Source organism: Paenibacillus sp. NRS-1760, assembly GCF_050467785.1.
In the GTDB taxonomy this organism is placed as follows: Bacteria; Bacillota; Bacilli; order Paenibacillales; family Paenibacillaceae; genus Pristimantibacillus.
Genome location: NZ_JBITPK010000011.1, coordinates 174,054 through 192,901 on the forward strand (window position 1 = coordinate 174,054; position 18,848 = coordinate 192,901).

The 18,848-nt window shown below is 44.7% G+C and carries 17 protein-coding genes and 1 other RNA gene; 3 read left to right on the forward strand and 15 right to left on the reverse strand.

Going from position 1 to position 18,848, the window contains the following annotated elements:
* Positions 1–9: 9 nt before the first annotated feature.
* A complete protein-coding gene (locus ACIFSR_RS14640; protein WP_430057969.1) occupies positions 10–735 on the forward strand; it encodes a queuosine precursor transporter in 726 nt (241 codons plus the stop codon).
* A 91-nt stretch (positions 736–826) separates the two neighbouring features.
* On the opposite strand, the gene ACIFSR_RS14645 is transcribed toward ACIFSR_RS14640, so the two are convergent.
* Both ACIFSR_RS14645 and ACIFSR_RS14650 read right to left on the reverse strand, forming a co-directional pair.
* Positions 827–3,151: a chlorophyllase/cutinase-like alpha/beta fold protein gene (locus ACIFSR_RS14645; protein WP_430057971.1), complete on the reverse strand. Its 2,325-nt coding sequence runs from the start codon at positions 3,149–3,151 to the stop codon at positions 827–829.
* Positions 3,142–3,930, reverse strand: a complete 789-nt coding sequence (locus ACIFSR_RS14650) for an ABC transporter ATP-binding protein (protein ID WP_430057973.1) — start codon at positions 3,928–3,930, stop codon at positions 3,142–3,144. The genes ACIFSR_RS14645 and ACIFSR_RS14650 overlap by 10 nt, the downstream gene beginning before the upstream one ends.
* A 157-nt stretch (positions 3,931–4,087) precedes the next feature.
* Here ACIFSR_RS14650 and ACIFSR_RS14655 point away from each other — a divergent pair, with 157 nt between their 5' ends.
* A complete protein-coding gene (locus ACIFSR_RS14655; RefSeq protein WP_076266910.1) occupies positions 4,088–4,717 on the forward strand; it encodes a GTP pyrophosphokinase in 630 nt (209 codons plus the stop codon).
* A 47-nt stretch (positions 4,718–4,764) separates the two neighbouring features.
* Here the strand turns inward: ACIFSR_RS14655 and ACIFSR_RS14660 are convergent, their stop codons facing one another.
* The 3 genes from ACIFSR_RS14660 to ACIFSR_RS14670 are packed head-to-tail and all read right to left on the reverse strand — an operon-like array spanning position 4,765 to position 5,955.
* Entirely contained in the window at positions 4,765–5,181 is a 417-nt protein-coding gene (locus tag ACIFSR_RS14660) for a hypothetical protein (RefSeq protein WP_339203421.1), read from the reverse strand.
* A gap of 6 nt (positions 5,182–5,187) precedes the next feature.
* On the reverse strand, positions 5,188–5,400 hold the full coding sequence (locus ACIFSR_RS14665) for a DUF1540 domain-containing protein (protein WP_430057975.1): 213 nt from the start codon (positions 5,398–5,400) through the stop codon (positions 5,188–5,190).
* A gap of 54 nt (positions 5,401–5,454) precedes the next feature.
* On the reverse strand, positions 5,455–5,955 hold the full coding sequence (locus ACIFSR_RS14670; RefSeq protein WP_076266908.1) for a YpuI family protein: 501 nt from the start codon (positions 5,953–5,955) through the stop codon (positions 5,455–5,457).
* Between the two features lie 184 nt (positions 5,956–6,139).
* Here ACIFSR_RS14670 and ACIFSR_RS14675 point away from each other — a divergent pair, with 184 nt between their 5' ends.
* A complete protein-coding gene (locus tag ACIFSR_RS14675) occupies positions 6,140–7,987 on the forward strand; it encodes a S8 family peptidase (RefSeq protein ID WP_430057977.1) in 1,848 nt (615 codons plus the stop codon).
* A 67-nt stretch (positions 7,988–8,054) separates the two neighbouring features.
* Here the strand turns inward: ACIFSR_RS14675 and rnpB are convergent.
* From rnpB to glyQ, 10 genes are all read right to left on the reverse strand, one after another.
* Positions 8,055–8,461: RNase P RNA component class A (gene rnpB / locus ACIFSR_RS14680), an RNA gene on the reverse strand.
* Between the two features lie 77 nt (positions 8,462–8,538).
* Positions 8,539–9,660 carry a Nif3-like dinuclear metal center hexameric protein gene (locus ACIFSR_RS14685; RefSeq protein ID WP_430057979.1) on the reverse strand — a complete coding sequence of 374 codons (1,122 nt, stop codon included), beginning with the start codon at positions 9,658–9,660 and terminating at the stop codon, positions 8,539–8,541.
* Positions 9,636–10,409, reverse strand: coding sequence for a tRNA (adenine(22)-N(1))-methyltransferase (locus tag ACIFSR_RS14690; protein WP_430057981.1), 774 nt, complete (start codon positions 10,407–10,409; stop codon positions 9,636–9,638). Before ACIFSR_RS14690 ends, ACIFSR_RS14685 begins: the two co-directional genes overlap by 25 nt.
* Positions 10,409–11,245: a hypothetical protein gene (locus tag ACIFSR_RS14695; RefSeq protein WP_339203430.1), complete on the reverse strand. Its 837-nt coding sequence runs from the start codon at positions 11,243–11,245 to the stop codon at positions 10,409–10,411. The genes ACIFSR_RS14690 and ACIFSR_RS14695 overlap by 1 nt, the downstream gene beginning before the upstream one ends.
* A 125-nt stretch (positions 11,246–11,370) precedes the next feature.
* The gene (gene rpoD / locus ACIFSR_RS14700) at positions 11,371–12,501 is read right to left on the reverse strand and encodes an RNA polymerase sigma factor RpoD (protein ID WP_053376806.1); all 1,131 of its coding nucleotides are present in this window, start codon (positions 12,499–12,501) and stop codon (positions 11,371–11,373) included.
* A gap of 18 nt (positions 12,502–12,519) precedes the next feature.
* The gene (gene dnaG, locus ACIFSR_RS14705; RefSeq protein WP_076266903.1) at positions 12,520–14,373 is read right to left on the reverse strand and encodes a DNA primase; all 1,854 of its coding nucleotides are present in this window, start codon (positions 14,371–14,373) and stop codon (positions 12,520–12,522) included.
* A gap of 41 nt (positions 14,374–14,414) precedes the next feature.
* Positions 14,415–14,864, reverse strand: coding sequence for a YaiI/YqxD family protein (locus ACIFSR_RS14710; protein WP_339209682.1), 450 nt, complete (start codon positions 14,862–14,864; stop codon positions 14,415–14,417).
* Positions 14,865–14,965: 101 nt separating this feature from the next.
* Positions 14,966–15,781 carry a pyruvate, water dikinase regulatory protein gene (locus ACIFSR_RS14715; protein WP_076266901.1) on the reverse strand — a complete coding sequence of 272 codons (816 nt, stop codon included), beginning with the start codon at positions 15,779–15,781 and terminating at the stop codon, positions 14,966–14,968.
* Positions 15,782–15,808: 27 nt separating this feature from the next.
* Positions 15,809–17,890, reverse strand: a complete 2,082-nt coding sequence (gene glyS, locus ACIFSR_RS14720; RefSeq protein WP_430057984.1) for a glycine--tRNA ligase subunit beta — start codon at positions 17,888–17,890, stop codon at positions 15,809–15,811.
* Positions 17,883–18,770: a glycine--tRNA ligase subunit alpha gene (gene glyQ, locus ACIFSR_RS14725; protein WP_430057986.1), complete on the reverse strand. Its 888-nt coding sequence runs from the start codon at positions 18,768–18,770 to the stop codon at positions 17,883–17,885. The genes glyS and glyQ overlap by 8 nt, the downstream gene beginning before the upstream one ends.
* Positions 18,771–18,848: the final 78 nt, after the last annotated feature.

The following is an 18,848-nucleotide window of genomic DNA, read 5'->3' on the forward strand; positions in this document are numbered from 1 at the left end:
ACAAGCAACATGTTTAATTTATGGTTTGGCGCGATCTTCATGCTCGTGCATTTTTCGTTATTTCTTCTTTCGTATCGTTTTTTTGGCCGGGTAGGCATTTACGCTTGGATAGGAATGGCTACCGTGTTAGCCAACATTCAAGTCGTCAAAACAATCAATATCCATGCCTTCGGCATGATTATTGCTATAACGCTTGGCAATACGATGTACGGAACTATCTACTTGGCGTCAGACCTTCTTAATGAAAAGTATGGCGAAAAAGCGGCCAAAAGAGCCGTTTGGTTCGGATTCTTCACGCTTATTACTTCGACCATTATTATGCAGATGGCGCTTCTTTTTAATCCGTTAAATGAAGAATTTCCTCTGCAGGTTCAAGGTGCTATGGAAACGTTATTCGGACTAATGCCAAGAATTGCACTAGCAAGCTTATGCGCTTATTTTGTGAGCCAATTTTTGGACGTCAAAATTTACTCCACTTTAAAACGTTTATGTCCGGCTCCTAATCAGCTCTGGATTCGTAATAATGGGAGTACTATGGTAAGTCAGCTAGTCGATACGTTCATATTTTGCACCATTGCTTTTGCAGGCGCACCAGGCTATAGCAGCAAGCTTTGGCTCTCTATTTTCTTATCGACTTATGTCATCAAATTTATCGTATCCCTTTGTTCGACACCATTCTTATATGCTGCAAGAAACTTTACCTTTAAAGAAGAAAAGGAAAGTCTTCCGGGCTGATGCCATCTGGACAAGCTCGTAACTTATGATTCATATAAGGTTGTAAAAGCGGGATGCCAACTGCCAGGCATCCCGCTTTCCTATTTGCTCACTATGATGTAAACCCAATATCATCAATCATTACTTTTCCTGGTCCACTTACAAAACGAAACGTAATTCGGCTAATCTCATCCGCTTTTATTGCTAATTCGTCTGAGCTGAATAGCTCAAGCGGCAGCGTGTAGGTTTGAAATATGGGCTCCGAAGATTCTTTGTATTTCTCATCCTTAATGCGCTCCTCCAGCCAAGGAAAAGCCATAAAGGCTGTATACGTTGGCGGCGCCACAGGCATAACTTTATCTAAGCCTAGCTCTATACTCTCGCCTTCAGTCGTCGTAAGCTCAATCTCTATGACCGGCAGCGGCGGCGGTTCAGTGAGTTCTAATGCGTTATTTGCAGCATCTGCTTTGTCTTTATCCTCTACAGCAATCAAATCACGTTCAAGATTTGCCATCGAAAATACTAGATTGCCCTCCGTTATTTCTGCGGCTTGATCAATCGTTTTTGGCGATAATTCCAAAGCATATTCCGCCCCAGGCTCCGACCATTCCAGCTCGATTCCTTTTGTACCTTTGTTTTTGCCATCGCGGTCTTCAGCTGATGCGATGCTCCAATCGATCATTCCAGCAACACTCGCCTTGCCGCCATTCTTCAACGCTGTTTTTTGCTTGCCATCATCATACCTAGCAATCTCTGTAAAATCGGACGATTCAAACCGATTGGTATACGCTGTATTTGGGAGCCAATCAAGTCCAGACCGATAATCTTCAAAAAGCTGCTTATAGCTGTTTTCTCCTAGCAAAGTAGCTTGCAAAAATGCCGATACATACACTTTGGAAACTTGACGCTGATCCTCAGCTGCAAGCAGCTCCTTACGACTCAAAAACAGGCCTCCCGGCGGACGCTCATCCATTCTCCCCCAGTCAGAATTAAATTGACTGTGATTAGCATCCGCGATATAAAGAGCTGCCTTAAACTTATCTGTTGACTCTTGGAACTTCGTTCTGCTGTACTGTCGATCACCGTAAAAATTGTTTACATCCGCATCTCGCGCCCCTTGAAGCGTCAAGTAATTTACATCGGTCAGCTGTGCCGATTTATTATCGACTTGCTTATCTGTTGGTGCGATTGCTACAACAGACTCGATTACAACATCATTTAAGTTTTCTAATGTTTTGTCGTCTTTAAACCAGCGATCCGCATCAGAAGCCATAGCTACTGCTTGGCCGCCGCGGGAATGACCAATTAATGCAACCCTGCTTAAGTCAACTTTTCCGGTAAAAGGATTGCCGAATTCTTGGTTCAACTGTTTAATTTGCTGCAAATGCTTAAGAAGTACCCAAGCGCGTACTTTCATATCATTATTAGGTATACCAGACCAAACGGAATAGTTTAAAAAATTCTCATCTACTGAAATGGCTATTATGCCTTGGCTAGCAAGCAGCTCTCCCAAATAGCCATAACCCCCATCAGAGAAATCCTCCATCAAATGATTGCCATGTACGATAAGTGCAATTGGATATGGTCCTTCACCCTCCGGCATCCAGACACGGCCATTTAAAGGCAGAGCATGCTCGTCAAATCCCCAAAATTTTGTTTTCAGTTTTGACCATTCTGTAATATAAGCTGAAGCATCAACTGCCGTAGATCGAACATCAACCTCTTTGCCAAAAATAACTCTATGCTTATCCAGCCCGCTTCCGTAAGTGAAAGCCTGAAATGCAAACTTCCCATTCTCAGCTGGATCAGGCGCATTTATTGAATTGCGAATGGAATCGCTGTCCAGCGCGACGTCAACCGTTTGAGACATAGCTGCAGTTCCTGGCCAATAAACAAACAGATAGCTGATCGCTGCAACAGAAGCTGCTCCCACCATAACCAAAAATTTGCTCCGTCGCTTTATTTTTAACTTTAAGAGGATACCGAGCAAACAACCCGCAGCAGCCCCTATGATGGTAAAAGCTAACGCAATGATAATCGACATGAGTATACCAAGCTCGGCATAATACAAAATCAGATAAGCCTCTATCGAAGCGTATGTCCATACAGCCGCAAGTCTGCGTGGTATTGGTAAATACAACATTGAATATATAAATGATAGCAAGTTCGCTGCTAGACTCATAGCAACGATATTCAAAATTAAAAAAAGTAAAATATCAATTGTCGTACCAAGTCCAGTCGGCATGCCAAGCGCGGCTGCCGTCATCGCTAGTGACGCAAATAGAGCTGTGCTTCCTATAGCAATTCTCGCTATATAATGATCTCGTTCATTTCTAAGCTCGAATCGGTTTTTTAACCAAGCCATTAATTTTTTCCATCTTTTTGGCTCAGGAGGCTGCTGCAGCTGAAACTGCGGCTCTTGCAATACTAATTCCATAAATCCCCCTCAACAGTAATCCAGTTTCGGCTATTACGCTTCTCGATATGGACAGGCACTCCAAAAAAATCACTCATAAGTGCGGATGTCAGCACCTCAGAAGTGTCATTTGCTGCAAACACCTTCCCCTTCTTAATTAAAAGCGTTTTTGCAAAGCAAGGCAATATCTCTTCCACGTGATGGGTCACGTAAATAATGGTAGGAGCATTCTGCTCTCCTGCCACAGCAGCTATCATTTGAAGCAGCTGCTCGCGTGCAAATACATCAAGGCCTGTACACGGCTCATCCAGTATTAACAGCTTCGGAGAAGCCATCAGCGCCCTTGCGATCAACACTCGCTGCTTCTCTCCTTGTGACAGCGTATTGTATGTTCGCTCCATTAAAGCCGTACAGCCGAGTGTTCTCATTAATTCTTCTGCTTGGATCATGTCAGCAGAATCGGTTTGATCATATAGTCCAATGGTTGCAAATTTGCCGCTAAGAACAATTTTTAGAGCAGTCTCAGAGCCGTATAGCTTTTGCTGCAATGAAGTACTAACCCAGCCAATGCTTTTTCTCAGCTCGCGTAAATCAAATTCACCGAATTTTTTCCCAAGTACCTCCATACTGCCTTCAGATGGCCATATATAGCCGTTAATCATATTCAGCAATGTTGTTTTGCCAGACCCGTTCAGTCCAAGCAAACACCAATGCTCACCTTCGTTTACTTTCCAGCTTATTTGTTCCAAAATTTTATTGTTATTTTGTTCCCACGAAACGTTATGAATGTCAATGATCACGATTAACTCTCCCGTCTGTTGACTTTTAAGTATGCTATAAATTTGACTTGGCATATAATATCGACCATTATAATAATACAACGATTCTCGCTTATGTCGAAACCGTTCCAGCTAATAATCACATATATATAATTGTTATATCAGGAGTGATCTGCGTATGAAAACGAATCAACTAAAGCAATGGGCTCATTTTTTTCTGACTTATAAATTTGCGCTCGATGCTGTAGAAACAAAACTTAACATTCTAAATGAAGAATTTCAATTTATTCATGATTACAATCCGATCGAGCATATGAAGACCAGAATCAAAGCGCCAGAGAGCGTCATGCAGAAGCTTCAGCGCAAAGGACTCCCTATTACTCTTGAGGATGCCAAAGAGCATATTCGGGATATTGCTGGCGTGCGCGTAATCTGTTCCTTCTCTACCGATATTTATCAAATCGTCGACATGATTAGCAAGCAAAGCGACGTGCGCGTCGTTGAGCTCAAGGATTATGTCATCAATCCGAAGCCAAATGGTTATCAGAGCATTCATTTGCTAATTGAAATACCGGTCTTCCTTACCGATCGAACCGAAAATGTGCTTGTAGAAATTCAAATTCGAACGATTGCCATGGATTTCTGGGCAAGTCTCGAGCATAAGATCTATTATAAATTCAATGAGCAAATTCCGCTACATATACAACAGCAGCTCAAAGGCTCTGCCGATATGATTCATCTTCTGGATCGGGAGATGCTTGCTTTGAATGTGGAAGTACAAAAGCACCGTGAGCAAGCTCTAAAATAAAAAAAGCTCCATCCCGATTTACCGGGAAGGAGCTTTTTTTTATTCGGTTAGGTGATCGCGTAATAAAAAGGGACGATAATTAAATTTAACATTAATGCAATTGCTCCGATCGCCATAGACCAACCGCCTAGTCCGCGTGCGCCTTGTCGGTAAGCTATAAAGCCAAGTACAACTGATGTTGCACCAATGAGTACAGGCCATAGAAACCAAGACGCAATTGCAAACACAAGTGATACCCATCCAAGAGCATAACCTCCGGACTCGGCATCTACCCGCTCTTCTCTCTCCTCATAACGGTTTTCTCTGTGCTCTGTATGAACTGCTGGATTGCTGATTGCAAAATCAGCAGCCATTTCTTCATTTACATCAATCAAGCGATCTGTCCCCACAACTGGATGGCTTGTTCGTTCCGATCGATCTCGATCATCCAACAATTGTTTATAATCGTCTTCATATTTACCCATCGACCTTCACTCCTTTGGTTTAAAGGTAAGGCAGCATGTTGACTTTGATTGTTCAGCTTGATCTTGATGAAATAGTCCGAGGTCATCCGCAGCAAATTCTTCTTTAAAATTGGCGCTTGCATGTTGATCGATTTCGATGTTGATTTCACTAGCTCCACAATTATTGCCTTCTTTCCAGAAGTTGCAGTTAGCGACACTACAAGACACGCCTTTTGGCATAAAAAAATCACCTCCACTATCAAGTTTCCCTGACCGGAGGTGATTCATTCTGCCTTATTTTTGTCCTTGCATACGACGCTGAGTCATGTAATCATTTTCGTAATACGCTAATTCATCACGCAGTTCTTCAAAAACCTTGGAAACACTAAGTACGATACCACGAGAATCACGATTCGGTTTAAAGCGGAAACGAATCGCATCTTGGCCAGTATAAGCATAACGGCCATCTTCAGAATAACATTCGTTCTTCGGATAGAAAAACGCGCTTACGCATTGATGGTAAACCTCATACAGCACGCGTTCCGCATAATCTGTATCAAAATTGGGCCGTCTGAGCAATACTCCCAGCTTTTCAACCGAGACTTCAGAAAAGACCAATAAATGTCTCAAATCGGATAAAAGGCCTTTGTAAAAAGTATGTGCTTCTTCTCCATCATCTTCGCCGGTTAATTGGGGCAAGGAATTGTTATTCAGAAACGGTTCCAGTTGGCTTAACGCATCCTTTAGCTTTGTGCGAGTTGATTCCGTTAGTGCTTTGACGTTGGCAGTTGGCATATAGGTAGTTCCCCTTTCATAATCCAAACACACGTAAAAACTACAATCATCACTATCGTACCACAAATTACATTTAAGTGGTACTGGCGATTCACGCTTTCGTTCGCATATTTTAAGCCTTGGAATCCGAACCTATAGATTAGACTTAGCTCTAATTTAGAACGATCAATGGAGGGTTTCAGGCATGCATAGAAAATGGATTGGTGGCCTTACAATTTTAGCCTTAGCTGCTCTACTTATACCAATGACGCCGATATTTGCCCCTAAAGACGTCAAAAAACCGCCGCAAACGTCTAGTTTTTCTGCAAAACGCGAGCATACGCTCAAAATTGCTGCGCTGCAATCCGATATGAAAGCGACAGCGATGCTTTGCTCAACAGAGTGCTCCAAAGATTTTCAGAAGCTAATGAGCTCCAGTATGGGATCAAAAAACGAAGCTGATCAACAAATCAAGCATATGATGCATGAGCATGCGCACATGGCTTATATTAGCTGGATTTCGGGCAATCGCAGCGTTGATCGAGGAGCCCTTCCACAAACAGAGGATCAGAAAGTCAAATCTTATGTTTCTGAAGCAAAATCACAAGTTAGCAAAGGGGCCAAATTTGAATCCCCTTCTTTCACGGCCAAAAATGGAAGCCGTTATATGGTGCTGGGTGTGCCAGACTCCAAGCATAGTGGAATCGGTGTTGTCGGTGTCATCAAACAAGATATTTTGAAATCCGTAGAACATCATCAAATGCGCAACCTTAGACTTGTACCTTACCCGGCTGAAGGAAATTACAAAATCGAATCCGTGAAACCAAACTCAACGATCGATACGACTGTTCGTACTGGCGAGGATAACGGTAATGCCAGTCATTATCATGTTCGTGACGTCGTTGTACATTTCGTTAAGCCTCTTTCGGGCAGTGAGCTTGAACAGGTAAAACGCGATATAAATGCGGAGTGGGTTAAACAAGTCGGAGATACTTTTATTTTCCGCTCAAGAAATATTGAAACGGATCAGCTAATCCGTTATTTCAAGCAAACGTGGAATACCGAATATACAGAACCACATTATTTGTATATGACAAATGAGAGCTCAGCCGCTATCGTTCCAAATGACGCTTTGTACTCAGAGTACCAATGGAATTTGCCATCAATTGAGACGGAAAAGGGCTGGAGTTTATCTAAAGGCAGTGACAAGGTTATTATTGCTGTGCTTGATACCGGCGTGCAAAGCAATCACCCGGATTTGAAGGGAAAGCTTGCTGAAGGCAAAAATATTGTAGATGAAAATGCGGCTCCCGATGATGATGTTGGCCACGGAACCCATGTATCTGGCATCATTGGCGCTACCGTTAACAATAATGAAGGTGTTGCCGGTTTATCATGGTATAACAAAATTATGCCTGTTAAAGTATTGGACAGCAGCGGTGCAGGCTCCACTTATTCCGTCGCTCAAGGTATTATTTGGGCCGTCGATCATGGAGCCAAGGTCATTAATATGAGCTTAGGCAACTATGCGCAGGCAGATTTTCTTCATGACGCGATTAAATACGCTTATGACCATGACGTCGTCATGATTGCAGCCAGCGGCAACGATAATACGGATCGACCGGGTTATCCAGCCGCGTATCCGGAAGTATTCGCTGTTGCGGCTACCAACAGCAGCAAAGAAAAAGCTTCATTTTCCAACTATGGCGATTATATAGACGTTGCAGCACCTGGCGACAGCATTGCGAGCACCTATCCTGGCAGTCAATATGCGGCATTGTCCGGCACATCTATGGCAAGTCCCCATGTCGCGGCATTGGCAGGATTGATTCGTTCCATTAATCCTGAGCTATCCAACGTTGAAGTTATGGAAATTATGAGAAAATCAGCTATTGATTTAGGCGCCAAAGGAAAAGACGATTATTTTGGCTATGGAGAAATCGATGTTGATAAAGCGCTGCAAGCTGCTTCAAAATACGGTGGAGCGCTGCAAACTTATCCCGATCAGGTAAAAAGAAGGCTTGATCGGATTATGAATAAGTACGGGAAGTAATTCAGCAAACACAATAAAGCACCCATCGCATGCGATGGGTGCTCTTTGTTTGTAAGTGTAAGGTCGTGCGGAAAGTTTGTCGTAAGCCGGGTTCTGTACTTCTGGTGGTCCAAACGGGAACGACCCTCCCACGATGAAGCGACAATCATCTATCTAGGCCGTACATTACTATACGGCTCCAGCAACCAACCCGGACGCGCCTCAGGCTAAGGCTGCAGCTTAGGGGCTGCGGCGTCCTCTCGGTCTTGCTCCAGATGGGGTTTACCAGGAACGTAGTCACCTATGCTCCTCGTGGTCTCTTACACCACGGTTCCACCCTTACCTGTTCCGGCTAAAAGCCGGCCATCGGCGGTCCATTTCTGTGGCACTATCCTTCAGCTCGCGCTGACTGGACGTTATCCAGCATCCTGCCCTGCGGAGCCCGGACTTTCCTCTCGCGGCAACAAGGCCGCCAGCGATTGTCTGTCAAACTTTCCGTGGCATCGTTAAGTATACAAGGTATTTCACAAAAGCTCAACCCTCAATGCCATTCCAATCTAACAATAATTTAACTATATAAAAGTAAACGGTTCTGTGTTCAAGGAAGAAGCAACCGCTGTCGTTTCATATTTACTGCTCACAAGCTGTTCATTCAACCAATTTGCAACCTTCTGCTTCATCACTTTTTCAATGTTATGACCAGGGTCGATGATCGTCATTCCTGCAGCCAGCGCATCATGTGCGGTGTGATAATCAATATCTCCAGTGACAAGCACATCAGCGCCGGAAAATACAGCATGGCGTACATACTTGCCACCCGCACCTCCGAGTACAGCGGCTTTGCGAATGACTCGGTCGAGTGCTCCTACGACTCTCACCGCTGGAACATCAAATAATTGCTTCGCTTGTTCTGCAAGCTCACCCAGTGTCTTCGGCTCGGTTAGCTTGCCGACTCTGCCCAGTCCAAACGATCTGCCCTTTAAATCGACTGAATATAAATCATAAGCAACCTCTTCATACGGATGTGCTTTGAGCATAGCTTGGACCGTTTTGCGGTGGACACTGTGAGGCACGATCGTTTCAATCCGAATCTCATCAGCACGCTCCAGCTTTCCTTCCTCGCCAATGAATGGGTTCGTTCCTGGTCCGGGAATAAATGTTCCTGTCCCCTTTATATTGAAGCTGCAGTTGCTGTAGCTACCAATTTTACCTGCCCCTGCCCGCCACATAGCCTCAAGTACTTGCTCGTGATGGCTCTCTGGTACAAATACAACAAGCTTGTACAGCTTATCAGTATGCACTTCCTCCAAACACTGACGGTTATCCGGCACGATACCGATTAAATCAGCGAGCCAATCATTTATTCCGCCATCTGCCACATCAAGATTGGTATGTGAAATATATACGGCAATGTCGTTTTTGATAAGCTTCTCGTATAGGCGCCCTGCCGCAGTTGATGTATCCAGCTTGGCAAGCGGCCGATATATGATCGCATGATGAGCGATAATAAGCTCAGCACCTTGCTCGATCGCTTCATCAACAACAGCATCCGTCACATCCAATGCAACGAGGATCTTCTTAATCGGTTTATTTAATGTGCCAAGCTGCAAGCCGATTTTGTCATTTTCAACCGCATAATGCTTAGGCGCAAGCTGCTCCATTAACTGGATCATGGTTTGTCCATTGGCAAGCATTGTAAAACCTCCTCAATCACGTTCATCTCCGCCTGAAACTGCTCGCGTTTACTCGCTGATTCAGCAAGATCTGATCCACCCAGCTGATCACAAATACGCTCAAGCTTATTCAGCTCATGACGCCATTTTTTAAACAATACAGGTTGCGGCTCACGGAGCAAATACGGACCCATTTGCTTCAAAACACCAAATAGCTTGTCAGCCGCAAGCTTAACCTTCAAGAAGCTGCTATCGTAAAGCTCACTATTGCGCGCTTTAGCATCCGATACACGTATGGCGTGCATCACTTCATAAATTTTTCCGTCTTCTTCGAGAATGCTTTCTGCAGCCAAATACCAATTGTGCTTCAATAGCCATTCGCGTACGACTTCTTCACCTACATTAGGCTGCAGCACAAGCTCTACAACCCCTTCTAGCTTGCCCGCCGCATGACCTGCCTCCAATATATCGCTCATAAGGCTGCCGCCCATACCGGCGATTGTGACCGTGTCAGCCTCACCAGGCTGAAGCACGTTCAGGCCATCGCCTTGCCGGACTGTCAAACGAGCAGTCATTCCAGCAGCAGCACCTTGCTTCTTCGCTGCCTCATAGGGACCGAGGTTCAGCTCTCCTGCGATCGCTGAAGGGCACTTATCGATTTGCAGCAAATATACGGGGAGCATCGCATGATCCGAGCCTATATCAGCTACACGCGAGCCCGCGGTTACGTAATCTGCAATCTTCTGAAGACGCCTTGATAGTTTTAACATTATACAACCCACACCATCCATTGTTTTCGCATTGAAAATAATATTATGCCGCCTATCGCTATTTTGACAATGAGCTGCAGCTGCAACAAAATCGCATCATTTACGAACATGACCGAGTATAGCTCAGGCATAAACCACACGAGCGCGCAGGTTGCAAACAAAACAGCAGATACCGGCTTCGACCAGCGATGTACAAACCAACTGCTCCAACCAAATAAACAAGCGATAGGCAGCCAGTATAGCTGCACCTCATACCATTTCGAATCCAGCATAAATTGTGACAGCAGCCACGCATAAACAAGTATAGCCGCCAACCAGCCACTTAAATGAAGGGCAGGAATGCGAGCCTTTATTCCGTAAACAACCCAAAAGATCGAACAAAAGGCCAACAAGCCTGTTTTCCAGCCCCAATGATCAAAAGCATGCAGATTCAACATATACAATCCCCCGCCTAGAAGGAGGAGCATTCCCGTACTTGTTATTGCCAATCCAGCCGACTCGTTACGGCTGCGAAGTCGCTGTCCCGTAAGTAAAAAAACAGCCACCGCGCCGACCACAACAGCCATTTGCAATAACGGATGAAATTCGTTAAAATAAAGCACAACAAAGGAAATTAAGGTAAAAGTTCCAAATGTAAGTAGCCATTGCATACCTGTTGCTCGTTGTACTGCGGCGATTGCTTTTCCAACTGTATGATGCTGTTCTTTAGTTGTTTGGATCGTATCTTGATCAGCATACAAATTCAGCAGAAAGTCACAATATTGATCTGGCAGCAGCTTGCTTCGGCGCCAATGATCAATTTCTTTCACGATAATTTGCCGACGATCCTGATTCATAAATCTCGCTATCCTTTCGGTCGACTTGTCTTGCCTGCACAAGTCCGTATGTATGAGGTTGGCATTTTAGAAAAAAGACCTCGCTGCACGAGCAGAAAGGTCAATATACTAAACATCAAGTTTTTTTATTCGAGGAAATCTTTCAAACGTTTGCTGCGGCTTGGATGACGCAGTTTGCGAAGTGCTTTGGCTTCAATTTGACGAATACGCTCACGCGTAACACCAAATACTTTGCCAACTTCCTCAAGCGTTCTCGTGCGTCCATCATCAAGACCGAAGCGAAGACGAAGTACATTTTCTTCTCTTTCAGTCAATGTATCGAGCACGTCTTCCAGTTGCTCTTTAAGCAGCTCATACGCAGCAGCATCTGCTGGAGCAAGCGCTTCTTGGTCTTCAATGAAATCACCTAGGTGAGAATCATCTTCTTCCCCGATTGGAGTTTCAAGCGATACCGGTTCTTGTGCGATCTTCATAATCTCGCGTACCTTCTCGGTGCTTAGCTCCATCTCCGCAGCAATTTCCTCCGGTGTCGGTTCGCGTCCAAGTTCTTGGAGCAATTGACGTGATACTCTAATTAGCTTGTTAATCGTTTCCACCATATGAACCGGGATACGAATTGTTCGTGCTTGGTCAGCAATGGCGCGAGTAATCGCTTGACGAATCCACCATGTTGCATACGTACTGAATTTGAAGCCCTTCTGATGGTCAAACTTCTCAACTGCTTTAATAAGTCCCATATTGCCCTCTTGAATCAAATCAAGGAACAACATGCCTCTACCTACATAACGTTTCGCAATACTGACAACAAGCCGCAGGTTCGCTTCCGCAAGTCTACGTTTTGCTTCCTCGTCACCATTCTCGATACGTTGTGCAAGTTCAACCTCATCATCTGCAGAAAGAAGTGGAACCCGACCGATTTCTTTCAAATACATACGTACCGGGTCATTAATTTTTATACCCGGCGGCAAAGCTAGATCATCATCAAAGTTAAAGTCGTCCTGTTCGCGCTCTTGTTCTTCCCCTTGGGCAGCGAGTGGATTTTCTTCGTCATTTTCGTTCAGTACCTCAATCCCAAAATCATCGAGCTGTTCGAAAAATTCATCAATTTGTTCAGGGTCTTGATCGAACGGAGCCAACTTATCCATAATTTCTTTATACGTCAAAGATGACCTCTTTTTGCCTTGCTCAATCAATTGATCCTTCACATGATCCAGTTTTTGTTCGGTATCTAGTTCAGTATGTTGATCATTCGCCATATTCCGACTCCCTCCCCCCTAGAAACGATCTTCCTGTCGTCCTTTGAGCTGTCTCTCTAGGGTTATAATCTCACTTGCTATTTGTGCTGCTGCCAAAAAATCTCCGGTACGCTCAGCACGCACCATTTCTTCTTTCTTGCGTTCAATATCACGATACTGCGGTACTTTAATAATGTCCTGGATATATGCGTCCATCATTGTATCATCGAACGGAAAGTCACCGTCCATCATCAAAATCGATGCAGCTGTACGTTCTAATCGGTCATCATGCAGCGTTGCAATAAAGCGGCTTACATCCGGATCATAGCCTTGAGCAAAATAAGCGTATAAATAAGCAGCAAGAGCTGCGTGATCCTCTACATTAAACGCATCGCCGAGTCGTTCATGAACCGATTGCGCTACCTCTCGATCCCGCATCATAACGTGCAGCAACCTTCGTTCTGCATGCGTGAAAGCAGGCATAAGAGTAGGTGGTCCAGACTTTCGGGGCTTTTCATTCCTACCATTATTCCACGAATTGTCGTTATTATCCCCTTGCGGTTTCTTTTTTTGCAGCTCCTGTCTAATTTGATGACAGTCCTGTTTCAAAGCATCCAGTGAGATTTCGAACTCTCGTGAAATTTCCTTCAGGTAGACCTCGCGTTCTGTTGAAGAATCAAGCTCTGCAACAATTTGTACCGCTTCAAGCAGATAGTTCTTTCTACCTTCTTCTTTTAGCAGTATATGGTTTTTCCTTGAATATATAAGCTTAAATTTTGTCACCGATACCGGCTGATCCATTATCTCTCGCAAGAAATACTCCGGACCATATTCGCTTATATAATCATCGGGATCCTTTCCTTTCGGAAGCATCGCCACCGATACTTTGAGGCCTGCGCTTTCAAGCATCGGAATTGATTTGAATGCTGCTGCTTGTCCTGCATCATCACCGTCATAACATACAATGACTTCTTCGGCTTGTCGTTTTAGAATAGCGCAATGTTCTTCGGTCAAAGCCGTTCCCATCGTGGCAATTCCATTTTTTACGCCAGCGCTCCATGATTTAATGACGTCCATGTAACCTTCAAACAATACAACTTGCTTACTCTTTCGAATAGATGGCCGCGCATAGTGCAGATTGTAAAGTGTTCTGCTTTTCGTAAACAGCATCGTTTCCGAGGTATTCAAGTATTTCGGCTGTCCTTCGCCTATAATGCGACCCGCAAACGCGGTAGCTTTGCCGTCTCGATCCCATATCGGAAACATAATGCGATTTCGAAACCGATCCACATATCCACTCCCGTCAGATTTAGCCGAAAGCAATCCGCCTTTTTCCATCAATGCAAGATCAAACCCACGATTCGTTAAAAACCGGGCCAGCAAGTCCCATTCCTCAGGAGCGTAACCAATCATAAAATGATCAATTAGCTTATCACTAAGTCCGCGATCCCGCAAATATTGCTTTGCCGCTTGTCCTTGCTTCGTGTTATTCAGCACATGATGATATAACTTAATTGTCAGCTCATGCGCCTCAATGATCTTGGCTCGGTCTGCATCATGCGGCGTGGATTTCACTCCATCTGGTGATGCCCAGGTTACAGGCATTCCCGCATCCATCGCCAGCACTCGAACAGCTTCAGGAAACGAATAACCTTCCATTTCCTCAAAAAAACGAATAACGTTGCCGCCCTTACCGCAGCCGTAGCAATGGTAAATTTGGAGCTCCGGCGTCACTGTAAATGAGGGAGTCTTCTCCGAATGGAACGGACATAACCCCTTCATATATTTGCCGTGCTTCGTGAGATGAACATATTTCCCGACCGTCTCTACGATGTCATAATGCTTGCGAACCGCATCAATGACCTCTTCCGGTATTTTATTACCGTATGTCATCGTTCATCACCTTCATCCTAGTAACACGTAAATAATATTCGCTATACGTCATGGTTCTCCTGCTCATTTCGTAAAACTTTTGTCAACTTTTGTTGAAACCGTGCACGATCGTCGTTGTTCATCGCTTTTGGCCCTCTTGTTTTGCCTCCGGTACGGCGACGTTTCGCAAGTTCGTGTCTACGTTCCATCAAATAATCAATGTTCTCATCGGTATATTGTTCTCCGCGAGGAGACAATACGACAGCGCCTTTGCCGATTGCTATGCATGCCAGTCCAAAATCTTGAGTAACGACAATATCTCCACGCACAATATGGTTCACAATGTATAGATCGACAGATTGATTGCTTCGGTCCACCTGTACAATATCTACTCCTGGCTGAGGCTCTAGCCGATGGTCGTGAGAAGCAACCATAAGTACTGCAACAGAAAAGAGTCTTGCCGTTTCACCTATTTCCGTTTTTACCGGACATGCATCCGCATCGACCACAATGGTAGGTTTTTGTTGACGAATAGAAAATCACCGCTCGGTTTCAAATTCTTTTCCTATACTATTATATACGGCATAACTCTAAAAAATCCTTCCGCTTGACATTATGGCAAACGTACATATTCCATAATCAAACTTGCTGTCTCTTCAACGGCTCGATGTGATACGTCAATCACAACGCAGCCTAGCTGCTTCATAATAGTATCGGCATAAAGCAGTTCCTTTTCAATACGATCAGGAGTCGCATAAGATGCATTATTCGGTAAGCCAAGTGCTTTAAGGCGTTCTTTGCGTATTGTATTTAAGTATGGAACACCTATTGTAAGCCCGATTATTTTGCGTTTTGGCAGCTTAAACAATTCGTCTGGCGGCTTTAGCTCTGGGACTAGCGGCACATTAGCAACTTTGAACTTCTGATGCGCGAGGTACATCGATAAAGGCGTTTTTGACGTTCGTGATACGCCAACGAGTACAATATCTGCTTTTAGTACGCCGGATGTATCTCTCGCGTCATCATATTTTACTGCAAATTCTACAGCATCTACCTTTTTGAAATAATTGGCATCAAGCACATGATTAAGACCAGGCTCTTGACGTGATTTCCGCCCAGTCCGCTTCTCCAGCGTCTCGATAAAAGATCCCAAAAGATCGATCGCGGTAACGCTGTATGCCTCTGCAAACTTTTTCATGCTGTCGCGAAGATGCGGAATAACGAGTGTATAGATCACTATTGCATCAACTTGCTGCGCCTGCTCAATAATTCGCAGCAAGCCTGCCTCTTCCGTTACAAAAGGGGCTCTGCGGATATCGGTATGAAGTGGATGAAATTGCGCTATTGCTGCGCGTACAACAAGCTCCCCTGTATCACCAGCTGCATCGGAGACGACATATACGATTACTTCGGGATTAGAACGAGACATGATCTATCATCCTCCTTACGGACTCAATTACCAAACGAGCTTCGAGAAATCTGCGATAATCGCAATATCTTCTGCGATACCAGCAAGCGTTGACAATCGATTCGCACGAACAGCCTCATCAGGTGCCATGACCATAACATTCTCAAAATAGTTATGAATAAACGGCTTCAACGATGATAAAGATTGTACCGCTCTTGAAATATCTCCCTCATCAAGCGCTTGTTTAAACGTTGGACGCTGCGCTAGCCATGTTTGATACAGCTCTGTTTCCACCTGTTCTGCGAACAAAGCTGGATCAACCGCTGCATCAGCAGCTTTGGAACCCAAATTGCTGACACGGTTAAACTGCTCGACAGTTAGCTTAAATTCAGTACGATCGCTGCTTGCAGCAAGCGCTTGAACGACGCTCGCACGCTCGATGGTCGATTTCAGATCTGCAAAACCAGAAGCCATAACGGCGTCTACAACATCATAACGAACGCCTTGCTCGGACAATACGTTCTTAACGCGAAGCGCAAAGAAATCAGAAAGATCTTTGCGGATTTCAGCAGCGTCGCGTTTAAGGCCGCGGTTCTCATGTACAGATAGCGCAGCATCATACAAATCATTTAGCTCCAGCTTCAAGCCGTGTGCCAAAATAATTTGAACGATACCTGCTGCTTGCCTGCGAAGGGCATAAGGATCTTGCGAGCCTGTCGGAATGATGCCGATCGAGAAACAACCAACGATTGTATCGATTTTGTCCGCTAAGCTTACGATTGCTCCTGTTAATTCAGATGGAGCTAGATCTCCGGCAAAACGCGGCTGATAATGTTCATTAATGGCTTTCGCCACTGAAGCTCGCTCTCCTGCTTTAAGAGCATAATCTTCCCCCATAATGCCTTGCAGTTCAGGAAATTCATAAACCATTTGGGATACGAGATCGAATTTGCAAATATCAGCGGAGCGGCTAATGTCGCTGGACGTTTGCTCATCGATCAGCAAATGCTTGCTCAGAAGATCAGCTGTTGCACGAATGCGTCTTACTTTGTCAGCTACTGAGCCCAGTTCTTCGTGATATACGATGTTCTCAAGCTTCGATAGAGCATGTTCTATCGTCAGCTTATGATCTTCTTCATAAAAGAATTTGGCATCCGAAAGCCTTGCGCGCAGTACTTTCTCGTTACCTTTCGATACTAGCTCGATCGACTTAAGATCGCCGTTGCGAACCGTAACGAAAAACGGAAGAAGCTCACCTTCGCTGTTGAATACCGGGAAATACCGTTGATGCTCACGCATCGATGTAATAAGCACTTCCTGCGGAATGTGTAGAAATGCTGGGTCGAAGCCGCCAAACAATACGTTTGGATATTCAACTAAAAAAACAACCTCTTCAAGCAAATCTTCCTTGATTGCAATCTCCCAGCCTTTTTCTTTGGCTAGACGATCGATCTGAGCTACAATCAGCTCTTCACGTTCGCTAACATCAGCAAGAACATGCTGCTCGCGCAGGCGCTGAGCGTATTGAGCAGGTTCTTGTACAGTAGCATCATTGCCAAGGAAACGATGTCCGCGTGTTGTATTGCCAGTTTGTACCCCTGTAATTTCAAAAGGAATCACATCTTGACCAAATAGTGCAACCAACCAGCGGATCGGTCTAACAAACTTTAGCTCATGATTGCCCCAACGCATGTTTTTCGGGAAAGACATCGAAGTAATTAAGCTGAGCAAGCCATCTGGCAGTACCGCTGCTGTGTCTGTACCGATGCTGCTTTTGGTAGCATAAACATATTCAACGCCAGCTAGTTCTTGGAAATACAACTGTTCAGGCTCAACACCTTGGCTTCTAGCAAATCCAAGAGCAGCTTTGCTCCAATTGCCTTGGTCGTCTTGAGCAATTTTACGAGAAGGGCCTTTAGCTTCTTCATTCATATCCGTTTGCTTCTCAGCTACGTCGTTGATTAGAACAGCAATTCGGCGTGGTGTAGCATACACATTTACAGCGCCGTGTTCAATTCTTGAGTCCGAAAGCCACTTCACCATTTTATCCTTTAGCTGGTTCATCGCACCGCGCACGAAACGAGCAGGTACTTCCTCAAGTCCGATTTCAAGCAACAAATCTCTAGTCATGCTGCTCCACTCCTTTCTTCAGCAAAGGGAATCCAAGACGTTCTCTTTCCTCGTAGTATGTCGATGCGCAAGCACGCGCTAAATTTCTTACCCGTGTAATATAGCCCGTTCTTTCCGTTACGCTGATTGCGCCGCGCGCATCGAGCAGGTTAAAGGTGTGCGAGCATTTTAATACGTAATCGTACGCTGGAAACACAAGATGATGCTCCATCGTTTTTTGAGCTTCCTGCTCATACATGTTAAATAAAGAGAACAGCATTGCTGTATCCGATGTCTCGAATGTATATTTGGAATGCTCATACTCTGGTTGTTTGAAGACGTCACCGTATGTTACGCCTTCAACCCATTCCAAATCAAAAACATTCTCTTTTTGTTGAATATAAGAAGCCAAACGCTCCATACCATATGTGATCTCAACAGCGACAGGATTAGCATCAATGCCGCCAACCTGTTGGAAATAGGTGAATTGCGTAATTTCCATGCCGTCCAGCCATACTTCCCAGCCTAAACCCCAAGCGCCAAGAGTTGGCGATTCCCAGTTATCCTCAACGAAACGGATATCATGCTCAAGAGCATCAACGCCTAGCTGCTTCAAGCTTTCCAAATAAAGCTCCTGAATATTGTCAGGCGATGGCTTCAAAATAACTTGGAATTGATGATGCTGGTATAAACGGTTTGGGTTCTCGCCGTATCGACCGTCCGCTGGACGTCTTGATGGTTCCACATAAGCAACATTCCAAGGCTCAGGACCAATCGAGCGTAGAAACGTCATAGGGTTCATCGTTCCTGCACCCTTCTCAACGTCATAAGGCTGTACGAGAATACAATTTTGTTCAGCCCAGAACTGCTGCAAAGTCAAAATCATTTTTTGAAAATTCATAACTGACCCTCTCCTTCTTCCTCTGTTTTGTGTCCGTAAAAGCGAAGCAGGCAAAGGCGTTTATACGCAAAAAACTCC

Excerpts from the sequence above, each read along its gene's own strand:
- ACIFSR_RS14640 (WP_430057969.1), top strand. The coding sequence starts at position 10 with ATGTTTAATTTATGGTTTGGCGCGATCTTCATGCTCGTGCATTTTTCG.
- ACIFSR_RS14645 (WP_430057971.1), bottom strand. The coding sequence starts at position 3,151 with ATGGAATTAGTATTGCAAGAGCCGCAGTTTCAGCTGCAGCAGCCTCCT.
- ACIFSR_RS14655 (WP_076266910.1), top strand. The coding sequence starts at position 4,088 with ATGAAAACGAATCAACTAAAGCAATGGGCTCATTTTTTTCTGACTTAT.
- ACIFSR_RS14660 (WP_339203421.1), bottom strand. The coding sequence starts at position 5,181 with ATGGGTAAATATGAAGACGATTATAAACAATTGTTGGATGATCGAGAT.
- ACIFSR_RS14665 (WP_430057975.1), bottom strand. The coding sequence starts at position 5,400 with ATGCCAAAAGGCGTGTCTTGTAGTGTCGCTAACTGCAACTTCTGGAAA.
- ACIFSR_RS14670 (WP_076266908.1), bottom strand. The coding sequence starts at position 5,955 with ATGCCAACTGCCAACGTCAAAGCACTAACGGAATCAACTCGCACAAAG.
- ACIFSR_RS14675 (WP_430057977.1), top strand. The coding sequence starts at position 6,140 with ATGCATAGAAAATGGATTGGTGGCCTTACAATTTTAGCCTTAGCTGCT.
- ACIFSR_RS14685 (WP_430057979.1), bottom strand. The coding sequence starts at position 9,660 with ATGCTTGCCAATGGACAAACCATGATCCAGTTAATGGAGCAGCTTGCG.
- ACIFSR_RS14690 (WP_430057981.1), bottom strand. The coding sequence starts at position 10,409 with ATGTTAAAACTATCAAGGCGTCTTCAGAAGATTGCAGATTACGTAACC.
- ACIFSR_RS14695 (WP_339203430.1), bottom strand. The coding sequence starts at position 11,245 with ATGAATCAGGATCGTCGGCAAATTATCGTGAAAGAAATTGATCATTGG.
- rpoD (WP_053376806.1), bottom strand. The coding sequence starts at position 12,501 with ATGGCGAATGATCAACATACTGAACTAGATACCGAACAAAAACTGGAT.
- dnaG (WP_076266903.1), bottom strand. The coding sequence starts at position 14,373 with ATGACATACGGTAATAAAATACCGGAAGAGGTCATTGATGCGGTTCGC.
- ACIFSR_RS14715 (WP_076266901.1), bottom strand. The coding sequence starts at position 15,781 with ATGTCTCGTTCTAATCCCGAAGTAATCGTATATGTCGTCTCCGATGCA.
- glyS (WP_430057984.1), bottom strand. The coding sequence starts at position 17,890 with ATGACTAGAGATTTGTTGCTTGAAATCGGACTTGAGGAAGTACCTGCT.
- glyQ (WP_430057986.1), bottom strand. The coding sequence starts at position 18,770 with ATGAATTTTCAAAAAATGATTTTGACTTTGCAGCAGTTCTGGGCTGAA.